This is a genomic window from Kitasatospora sp. NPDC057015 (assembly GCF_042673745.1).
Lineage (GTDB): Bacteria > Actinomycetota > Actinomycetes > Streptomycetales > Streptomycetaceae > Kitasatospora.
Genome location: NZ_JBHUSG010000084.1, coordinates 1 through 10,394, shown reverse-complemented (window position 1 = coordinate 10,394; position 10,394 = coordinate 1). Strand labels below are relative to the sequence as shown.

At 70.6% G+C, this 10,394-nt stretch carries 8 protein-coding genes and 1 pseudogene; 8 read left to right on the top strand and 1 reads right to left on the bottom strand.

Going from position 1 to position 10,394, the window contains the following annotated elements; translation table 11 throughout:
* The 8 genes and pseudogenes from ACFTWP_RS40090 to ACFTWP_RS40055 all read left to right on the top strand — a co-directional run.
* Positions 1 to 1,604, top strand: a 1,604-nt coding sequence (locus ACFTWP_RS40090; protein ID WP_380270129.1) for a GDSL-type esterase/lipase family protein, incomplete at its 5' end; no start/stop codon positions are given.
* A 557-nt stretch (positions 1,605 to 2,161) separates the two neighbouring features.
* The gene (locus ACFTWP_RS40085; protein WP_380270128.1) at positions 2,162 to 3,508 is read left to right on the top strand and encodes a hypothetical protein; all 1,347 of its coding nucleotides are present in this window, start codon (positions 2,162 to 2,164) and stop codon (positions 3,506 to 3,508) included.
* Positions 3,507 to 3,781 (top strand): annotated as a pseudogene (locus ACFTWP_RS40080) (transposase); the annotation flags it as partial. The gene ACFTWP_RS40085 and the pseudogene ACFTWP_RS40080, both read left to right, overlap by 2 nt.
* An 896-nt stretch (positions 3,782 to 4,677) precedes the next feature.
* Positions 4,678 to 5,949 (top strand): extracellular solute-binding protein, encoded by a 1,272-nt coding sequence (locus ACFTWP_RS40075; RefSeq protein WP_380270126.1) that lies wholly within the window; start codon positions 4,678 to 4,680, stop codon positions 5,947 to 5,949.
* A gap of 345 nt (positions 5,950 to 6,294) precedes the next feature.
* Positions 6,295 to 6,474, top strand: coding sequence for a hypothetical protein (locus ACFTWP_RS40070; RefSeq protein WP_380270125.1), 180 nt, complete (start codon positions 6,295 to 6,297; stop codon positions 6,472 to 6,474).
* Positions 6,475 to 6,693: 219 nt separating this feature from the next.
* A complete protein-coding gene (locus ACFTWP_RS40065) occupies positions 6,694 to 8,415 on the top strand; it encodes an NAD-dependent epimerase/dehydratase family protein (RefSeq protein ID WP_380270124.1) in 1,722 nt (573 codons plus the stop codon).
* A 168-nt stretch (positions 8,416 to 8,583) separates the two neighbouring features.
* On the top strand, positions 8,584 to 8,742 hold the full coding sequence (locus ACFTWP_RS40060; protein WP_380270136.1) for a hypothetical protein: 159 nt from the start codon (positions 8,584 to 8,586) through the stop codon (positions 8,740 to 8,742).
* Between the two features lie 263 nt (positions 8,743 to 9,005).
* Entirely contained in the window at positions 9,006 to 9,485 is a 480-nt protein-coding gene (locus tag ACFTWP_RS40055; protein ID WP_380270123.1) for a DUF5994 family protein, read from the top strand.
* A 154-nt stretch (positions 9,486 to 9,639) separates the two neighbouring features.
* Here ACFTWP_RS40055 and ACFTWP_RS40050 read toward each other — a convergent pair whose 3' ends face one another.
* Positions 9,640 to 9,816, bottom strand: coding sequence for a hypothetical protein (locus ACFTWP_RS40050; protein WP_380270122.1), 177 nt, complete (start codon positions 9,814 to 9,816; stop codon positions 9,640 to 9,642).
* Between the last annotated feature and the right edge of the window lie 578 nt (positions 9,817 to 10,394).

Below are 10,394 nucleotides of genomic sequence, written 5' to 3'. Positions count from 1 at the left end.
CCGACACCATCACCTTCACCCCCACCACCACCCGCTACCTGCGCATGCAGGGCATCACCCGCGGCACCCCCTACGGCTACTCCCTCTACTCCTTCACCGTCCAGAGCCCGGGCGACCTGGCCCTGAACCACATCGCCAGCGCGTCGTCCACCGAGACGCCCGCCCTCTCCGCCAGCCTCGCCTTCGACGGCAAGCCCGCCACCCGCTGGTCCAGCGCCTACAACAACAACGAGTCGATCCAGGTCGACCTCGGCACCGCCCAGTCCGTCGGGTCCGTCGCCCTCACCTGGGAAGCCGCCTACGGCAGGGACTACGACATCCAGGCCTCCACCAACGGCACGGACTGGACCACCACCCTCTTCCAACGCCGCGGCCACGTCGGCGCCGGCACCGACACCATCACCTTCACCCCCACCACCACCCGCTACCTGCGCATGCAGGGCATCACCCGCGGCACCCCCTACGGCTACTCCCTCTACTCCTTCCAGGTCTACAGCGGCGCCCCCCAGCGGGTCGCAGCCTGGACCGCCGGACTGGGGGGCGGCGGCCAGAGCTTCACCAACCAGACCATCCGGATGGTCGCGCACAGCACGGTGGCCGGATCGCAGGTCCGGGTCCGACTGAGCAACCTGTACGGCACGACGCCGCTCAACATCGGCGCCGTCGACGTCGCCCTCCAGAGCAGCGGCGGCACCGCGGTGGCCGGCAGCCACCAGAGCGTGAAATTCGCGGGCGCCGCCACCGCCACCATCCCCACCGGCGGCGACCTCACCAGCGACCCGATCCCCATGTCCGTCAACGCCGACCAGGACCTGCTGGTCAGCGTCTACCTCCCGAACGCCACCGGACCCTCGACCCTGCACCTGGAGGCCTGGGACACGACGTACATCTCCAGCCCGGGCAACCACGTGAGCGACGACGCCACCGTCAACTACCCGACTACCAGCTCCTCCTGGTTCGACCTCGCCGGCCTCGACGTGCTCTCGCCCACCGCCGCCGGAACCGTCGTGGCCATCGGCGACTCCATCACCGACGGCTCCCACTCGACCTCCGGTGCCAACCGGCGCTGGCCCGACGACCTGGCCCGCCGGCTGAACGCCAACGGCCTCACCACCCGCGGCGTGGTGGACGCCGGGATCGGCGGCAACAAGGTCCTCACCGACGGCACCAGCAACCCCAGCCTGCTGAACCGCTTCGCCCACGACGCGCTCGGCCAGCCCGGCGTCAAGGAGATCATCCTCCTGGAGGGCATCAACGACATCGGGAACGGACCTCCGAGCGCACAACAGATCATCACCGGCTACCAGACGGTCATCGGCCAGGCCCACGCACAAGGCGTCAAGATCTACGGCGGGACCATCCTTCCGGATCAGGGCTCCGGCTACTACAGCCCCCCCAAGGAGTCGGTCCGCGCAGCCGTCAACGACTGGATCCGGACCAGTGGCGCCTACGACGCCGTGATCGACTTCGATGCCGTCATGCGCGACAGCAGCAACCCGCTGGCCCTCAACCCCCTGTACGACTCGGGAGACCACCTGCACCCCAACGACGCCGGCTACCAGGCGATGGCGAACGCGGTGGACCTCAACCTGCTCTCACCCTGAGAGACATCCACCGTCCCCCTGACCGCCCCGTGTCCGCGGGCCCCGCCGCGGCCACATCGGCACCGACACCCTCACCTTCAACCCCACCACCACCCGCCACCTCCGCATGCAGGGCATCACCCGCGGCTACTCCCTCTACAGCATGCAGGTCAACGCCTGAGCCAACGCTGGCCCCGCCCCTGGTAGCCCCTCGCAGACGGCGAGGGGCCACCAGGGCATACGGGCGTCACACCCGTCGTGAATCACAACCCGTCCTTGCCCGATTTCCGTTATCCGACGCCCCTCCCGGGATCTCCCCTGATGCAGGACGGAAGTCGCAGCTCGCTCTCCTCTCCGCACCGGCGCGGAGATCGGTGAGCCCCGGTCGCAACGGCCGGAGACCTCCCTTCCTGCCTCACACCCGAAGGACGGATCGCGGTACCTCGCCATGCCGGGGGCCCTCTGCGCGACCGCCCTCGGATCGAACGACCAAGGACTCCCTACTCATGGCATTCCGCCTACTCCCGGCCCGACCCACAGGTGCAGCCCCGGCACCCCGCTCCGCGGGAGCCACTGTGGTGAAGGTCCCCGTGCTGCTCGGCGCGGCCGCTGCCTGCGCGGTGACCGTCGGATCGGCCGTCCTCGCGGCACCGGCCGCGGCCGAACCCGCGCCCCAGAGCGTCGACCACCGCGCCGTGGTGCTCGTCAACTTCCGCAACCGCGCACTCGCCGACCCCCAGAAGGCCCACGACCAGGCCGTACAGAACTTCTTCGGCGCCAAGGACTCCCTCGCCTCGTACTACGCCGCGAACTCCGGAAACCGGCTGAGCATCGTCCCCGCCAAGGGCGACGGCGTCTTCGGACCCTTCACCATCGACATGGACGACCCCTCCACCTGCGACACCGGACAGATGAACGACCTCGCCCGCAAGACGATCCCCGACGTGACGTTCGACCACATCTCCATCGTCTTCAACAGCGCCTACTGCAGCGACTGGTGGGGACTCGGCTCGATGCCCGGCCCCAACTCCTGGTACCACGAAGGCGCCGTGGACGACAAAGCCGCCATCGTCCACGAATCCGGCCACAACCTCGGATTCGCCCACCAGGAACGCCAACTCTGCAAGACCGGCAGCTACACCACCTGCACCGCCGACGGCTACAGCACCCGCACCCCCATGGGCGGAGGCGGCGAGAAGAAGGGCCTCACCGCACCAGAACTCCTGTCCCAGAAGTGGCTCACCGCCCAACAGGTCACCACCCCCTCGACCACCACCACCGTGCACCTCACCCCACTGCACGCACCCGGCACCTCCGGAGTACGCGCGGTCGACCTCCCCCTCGGCACCGGCAAGGACCGCATCGTCGTCGAGTACCGCGTACCCGACCCCGCCACCGCGGACCGCGACGTCGCCAAGGGCGTGGACGTCTACCGGATACCGCAAGGCCACTACGACCACGCAGTCATGATCAGCAACACCAAACACGACAACAAGACCGCCACCGGCTCCTTCACCACCACCGGCACCCCGCTCTCCGACACCACCGCACACCTATCCATCAACATCACCCAGACCACCGCCACCGGCGCCGACATCGCCATCAAGTTCGGCGACGACCCCACCACCCCACCAACCGGCAAGCCCACCACCCCCACCCCGACCCCCACCGACCCGGGAAGCACCCCCACGCAACCCCTCCCCTCCGCCACACCACCAGCCACGCCCTCCTTCGACCAACCGGACGACCACACCGCCATCGACTCCACCACCCCGACCGCCACACGGACCGACGGCGGATGGCTCGCCCACACCGCCGGCGGCAACACCGGAGCCGGCATCATCGCCGCCCTCATCATCACCGGCGCCAGCGCCCTGATCCTCCTCCGCAGGCGCCGCACACACCGCACCCACCGCAAGCACTGAGCTTGTGCTTTCGGGTCTGGTCTCGGACGGGCCGGTGACGGCGCCCCGGTGGACCTGACAGTGCCGGCCGAGCCGAGCGCCGCCGCGGCCACCGCGCCTTGTACGAGGCGTTGAACCGCGGTCGCATCGACGTCGGCAGGCTGCGGCGGCCCTGGCCGCGCTCCCACGGCCAGGGCCGCCGATAGCCGGCTGGTCCTGGCCGTGGACGTGAGCAGTCGGCTGCGGCCCGACGCGCCGACCGGCGAGGACCGGCTGTTCTGCCACACCTACGGCTGCGGCCGGGAACGTGCGGCCGTGGTGGCGCGGAGGAGGTGAGGCCTGCGTCGACGACGGCGCGGTCGAGGTCTGTACACCGACGCGCCATCCGGCGGGCCCGGACTGCTCGGGAAGCGGTACGCCGCCCCGAGCCAGCAGGCGCCACCCGGCGCATCGCCCTGCACCTCGACCCGGGCCATGCTCTGCACATCGAGGTCGACGAGGGCGACTGGATCGCCGGCTGCACACCGGACGAACGCAGCCGTGGAGCCGTGATCAACGCCCACCTGGTGGCCGCGCACGGCCACCACCAAGGGGGCCGCGGCGTCACCCACCGGACAGACCTGCGAGCCGCCCGAGTGCCGCCGCGGCCCGCTCGGCCCGCACCCGCCTGCGGCAACCGGCGTGGCCCGTGAGGCCGTCCGCCCGAGCCCGGCTCCCGACGCCACCGGACCCGTCCCTCTCGCCAGGACGCCGGCCGCGGCAGGCGGCAGGCGGCAGGCGGCAGGACGAGTCTTCCTGGGAGCACACACATACGCATATATCGCCGTGCGGATACAGCGGTGGGCTGGGGCCACGACGCAGGCAAGCGGCCTGCGCAACGGGGCGTCACCTCGGAGGAGTTGGTCTGGACCATATGGGTACGTTGTCCGTTTAATCCGTTTCGGAGCAGCGTGGGTCGCAACAAGACGCTCCTTTGGATAACTGGCGTAGACCTCTGTCCGAACTCCGTGCACGCTATTGCACGTCGGATGGCTCACCCGCCTCCCCGCGACCGGCCCCCGGTCCAGCGCATCCCGCAGGACGGCTGCTGGCGCCACGTCAAATTCCCTCGCCCACACGCCTGGCGCGTGTCTCCTCCTCCGGCCGACCTCACCGTCGGCCGGGCCCGCATCCCGAAAGCGGTACCGTCCGTGCAGAAGAAGACGCTCGACCTCGCGGCCCTGTGCTCCATCGCCGCCCTGGCCCTCACTTCCTGCGGCAGCGGCAGTGGTGACGGCGCTGCCGAGGCGACGGGCACCACCACCATCAAACTGGTGGTGGCCGACTACGGCGACACTGCTGCCAACGGCTCCAAGGCCTACTGGGACGACGTGATCAAGGGATTCGAGGCCGACAACTCCGCCGTCAAGGTCGACCTGCAGGTCGTGAACTGGAACGACATCGACAAGCAGGTCAAGACGATGATCCAGAGCGGCAACGTGCCGGACGTGCTGCAGACCGGCGGCTACGCGGACAAGGTCGCCGACGACCTCCTCTACAAGGCCTCGGACGTGCTGTCCTTCGGCACCCAGTCCGACTTCATCGACACCGTCGCCAGAGCCGGCCAGGTCAAGGGCATCCAGTACGGCATCCCGTTCGCCTCCTCCACACGCGTCTTCTTCTACAACAAGGCGATCTTCGCGAAGGCCGGCATCACCGAGGCCCCGACCACCTGGGACGACGTGAAGAACGACGCCGTGCTGATCAAGGCCAAGGTTCCCGGTGTCACCCCCTACGCGCTCCCGCTCGGCCCCGAGGAGGCCCAGGGCGAGACGATGATGTGGGAGCTCGGGAACGGCGGCGGCTACACCGACGCCACCGGCGCCTACACCATCGACAGCAAGGCCAATGCCGACACCTTCTCCTGGCTGAAGGCCAACCTCGTCGACCCGGGCCTGACCTACCCCAACCCGGCCACCACCGACCGCAGGACCGCCTTCGCGGACTTCGCCGCGGGCAAGGCCGGGATGCTCAACGGCCACCCCTCGCTGATCCAACAGTCCAAGGACGGCAAGGTCGACTACGCGACCACCGCGATCCCCGGCAAGGGCGGCCCGCTCACCTCCACCCTGGGCGTGGCCGACTGGATGATGGCGTTCAAGAAGAACGGCCACCAGCAGCAGATCAAGGCGTTCCTCGACTACACCTACACCAAGGAGAACACCCTCAAGTTCGACGAGCTCTACAACCTGATGCCCGTCACCAAGGACACGCTCACCGAGATGACCGGCAACGGCAAGCACGCCGACCTCGCCCCCTTCCTCTACCTGCTCCCGCGAGCGTCCTTCTACCCGCTGGGCGACACCACCTGGGACGCCGTCTCCGCCGAGATCAAGAAGAGCGTCGGCACCGCCGTCAAGGACGACCCGGCCAAGATCCTGACCGACCTCCAGAAGAAGGCGAAGGACGCCGCCAACCAGTAGCGGCCGGCCCGGCAAGCGGGCTGCCGCCGGGACTGCCGATGAACCGTCACCCAGTCCGGCGGCAAACGGTCGGGCCGCCGCCGGGCGTCCCGACCGTGGCGGGAGACGGCCGCACCCGTCTCGCGCCACAAACACCCATGTACGGCCCCCGCGACCGCACGCCCCCGTGCGGCCCTTACGACCGCATCCGAGGAAGGGCGAACCCATGTCGTCGAGGACCGGCGCGCACCCCGGCCGAGCTACCCGGCCGGGCGCGCCGCCGAAGATGTCGGTACCGTCCCGCCTCGGTCCGTGGCCGTGGATAGGAGCGGCCGTCCTGCTGATCCTCACTGATCTCTCGGGCCCGTGGTCGAGATGCTGCAGACCTCCTTCCTGCGGATCAGCACCAGCGGTTTCGCCCGGAGCCGGGCCGGCCTCGACAAGGACAGCAAACTCGTCGACCAGCCGGACTTCCTGTCCGTGCTCGGCTGGACCGTGGTGTGGACAACCACTCTCGTCACTGTGACCGTCGTGCCCTCAACCTGACGTTCGCCATCCGGATCCTCACCGCCCACATCTCCTCCATCCATGACGAGTTGGACGACGCCGCCGGCATCGAACGCCCCGTGGTCTCCGGCCTCACCGCCGGATCCGTCAAGTGGCGCCCGAACAGGAACGGTTCGATCCCTGCCGGCCTCCCGGACCCTCCGCAGGGCCAAGCGGGAGGCCGGTCCGTCCCGACCCCGTGAAGAGAGATCACCTCCGATGCCCCCGATCCGACTGAGCTGGGCCATCAGCGAACCCACCGAGCCACTCACGGCGTGGCGTCACACCCCACCAACCTCCACCCACCACCTGGTGATCCGCTCCGGACGCGAACCCGACCCCACCCTCCTGGCGACAGCCCGCTGTGCCGCCGCGGCGTTACCGGACGCGGCACTCGCCCTCACGACCGACCCCGGTTCCTGCAACGCCGCCGCGACCCGCTTGGCGGCACTGTCCGGCCACCGCCTGGCCCCCGCCACCCACGAACGCACACCGACAGCCGCCCTGCTGCTCCCCGCACGCGTCGCCGCCGCATTCGCCGACGACGTCGGCAGGCGCGCAGCCCCGGCCGACCTGAGTGTGCTGATGTCCCACCATCTGCGCGCCCTGGGCCTGCCCACCTACCTGTCCGTTCCGGGCCCGCACGGCGGCCCGGGCCCGTCCGAGGGCGACCCGTGGTCGCCGGCGGACGTGGCCGCACTGGACGCCGTACCCTTCAGCCGCCACGGACGCTCCCTGGTGGCAACCCGGACCACCCACGGCTGGGAGACCATCAGCGCCGACCGCTACCTCTCCCGACTCGGCTGCAACCCCGAGAAGTACCGCAAACGGCTACGGACGGCACTCGCCACCGCCGGCGGCCCACCTGCCCCGGCGTCCACCTCGCCCGGCGCCTCGGGAGCAGACCAGGTGGACGCCCGCTGGCCGACTCTGATGCTGATGGGCCTCGTCAACGGCGCCCGAGGCTACGTCGCAGAGGTTCCCCGCACCAGCGACTGGGCGCTGGGCACCAGAGACGCCGACGACCGACGCACGGGAATCAGTGCGCTCGCGCGGCTGAGCTACGCCAGCGGAGTGAAGGCGGGATCGCGGCTGCGGCCGCATCCCGGCGGCGGTGGACCTGCCAGACGCCGACGCCCGATCCGCATCGCCGTGACGGGCGCCGACCACCCCTGCGCGGTCCCCCTCGCGCAGCGCCTTGCCGACCTCGGCTGGGAGGTCACCACACTGGCCGCTACCCCTGCCCGTCGGGGCTACCCCGGGGTGACCGAAAGTCAGGGAGACCCGTTGCAGCGGGCCGCGCTGTACGGGGCGCTGCACGGCTTCACCTCGGTCGTCCACCTGCTGGAGCCGGACGACCGGCTCGACTGCGCACCCGCCGTCGGCCGCCTGCGCGGCGGGCTGCGGAACATCCTCGACCACGCGGGCCAGGCCGGCGTGCGCCACGTGGTCTGCCTCGGCGGACCACTGGCGGTCGAGCAGTCCCGCGTCTGTGACAACGCGAAGGAGGGCCCTGGTCCCGACGTCACCGTGTTCCGGCTCGCGCCGGTCTACGGGCCCGGGCTCGTCGAGGGGCCGGCCGCGAGGCGGTTGGCCTCCCGCAGGCGTGTGCAGGACGAGGTCGACGCCGTCGGCCACGTGTACATCGGCGACGTCGCGGACGCCGTCGACCGCGCCCTGCGCACGCCGTCGGCTCTCGGCCTGTTCGACTTACGGAACGGGAACTCCCCGTACCGGATCGAGCGCGCCCGCACGCAGTTCGGATGGGCGCCCCGCACGTCGCTGCACGACGGCGCTCGCGCGCTCGCCCAGTGGCTCGTCCACGACACTCTCGACGGGTCACCGCCGTCCACATCCAGCGGGGACCCGGCCGCGGGCGTGTGCCCCTGCGAGGTACGGCTCGCTACCGGCCTCAACGGGTTGTCTGCCCCCGGGGCGTGAACGATGCGGGCAGGGCGGCCTCGGGTGTCTGCCCCCGAAGCTCCGACCGAACCGTCCTGGCCGGACCTGCGGGCTGGACCGGCATGTCAGGGCCGCCGGTACTCGGACGGCCGACGCTGCGCCGCCCTGGGACCGGGCGGCGTTTCGGCCAAGGTCCCGGAACGGACGATGGCAGCGCTCCGCATCAGCGGTGGCGCCCAGACGATCGACCACCTCTCCCACAGCCTGATGCGAGAGCGGGGCGGAACCACAACCGATGATGCGAGCCTCTTCCTGGTCGAGTGGCGCGGCGGTACCGCCGACCACCTCGCCAGCCCAGATCTGTAGACCGGAGCCGTAGCGCAGGGTGCAGACCCTGCGCGGGGAAGCGCACCTTCGAATTGGACGTCTGCGGCAACCCTGGGAGCGGGACGCCGGCGTAGTGCCACCCGGCCGGGAAGCCGTCACCGGCCGCCCCTGATCCCGGGCGGACCCTGGCCCTGGCCGGAGTACGGTGAAAGTACTCACCGTCGGCGGCGTGCGGATTGCTCGGAGGGTGCCCCGGCTGCAGCACTTGGTGGTTCACAAAGAGCCCTGGGTAGGTGTTCGACATGACCGCAACCTTCGATCCCGCCACTGGCCGGCCATCGGGGCCGCAACCGCCGGTCCGACTCTCGCTGACACCCGAGGGCGCCACCCCCGGCCGGCTCGACGGGGCCTGGTGGCCCCACTCGCACGACCTCCTTCGTGAAGTTCCCCCACTGGCGGCAGCGCTCGACCCCAAGTGGGGGCGCATCACCCGGATCACCGTGAATCCGGCGCACTGGCCGGTCATCCCCCAGCGGGTCCCGGTCGCAGGCCACGTCATCCACGTCGGATGGTTCGAACAGGAGCAGGACGCGGACGAGGTGATGGTGTGCTCCTTCGCCCCTCTGCGCCTGGAACTCCTGGTGATACCCCCCGACGCCGAAGCCTCCGCAGCCGAGTGGCTGATGACGACGGCGTCCGACCCGGCCAACACGCGCACCGGCACCGACCTCCTGACAGCCGCGGGCCGTCCGACACCAGACCGGCCGCAGACGGGCGGATAGCGCCGGCCGTCAGCGGACAACACCACGCGGTTCGCCGTCGGCTCCGACTCGTTGCCCCGTACGGGACGACTGGAACCACCCCGCGGAGGGACATCCCGTGCAGGGGCCGGTGACGCGGCGAGCCGAGCCCGCCTACCGGCTGTGACTGCTCCAACTACTCACGTGACCACTCGGTCTCGGCCTGGGACTCGCCCACCGAGTGCCCCTTCCAGACGCGGACCTTGATCGCCCGGGGGCCGGGAGCGGGCCGGGCGAGCGTGCGCACGAACACGTCCCGCAGGTGGCTTGCCGCCTGCGAGGGCGACCCGTCGTATTCCAGCGGGTTCGGCATAGGCGCGCCGTCCTGCTGGGACCAGTGGCCGGCGTCGTCCTAGGTCTCGAGGGTCCACCGGTAGCGCCGCATCCTGGCCTCCTGTGACGATGATCAGTCCCCAGATCACGACCGTATGGGCCCGGCAGGCTGACGGCGACCGGTGGACTGCCGCCTGCACCTCAGCCCGGCACCGTCACCCGGGCGGACCACCCACGCGTCGCCGCCTGGTCTTCGTACCCGTCACCGGCGCGAGGGTCGGCCCCGGCTGTCTGCAGGTCGCCCACCCCTGGAGCCAGGTCAAGCATGCGCCGGCGATCGGCACCGACGGCGAGCTGCCTGCCGAGGACGATGCGGTCGTCTTCGCCCACCACGGACCTGCCACCCGCCGGGGAGAGCGGTGAACCCCGCCTGGCACGCCGGTGGAGACCGGACACGACCGCAGGGGACCGGGGATGGCACTGGTGCTCTTCCTGATCATCGTGGCGGTCGTGCTCGGCATCATGGGCGTCGCTGCCAGGGGCGTGCTCTACCTGTTGTTCGTCGGCGTGGCCGTGCTGGTGGTCGCCATCGTCAGCGGCCGCCGGCCGGTTCCGCCA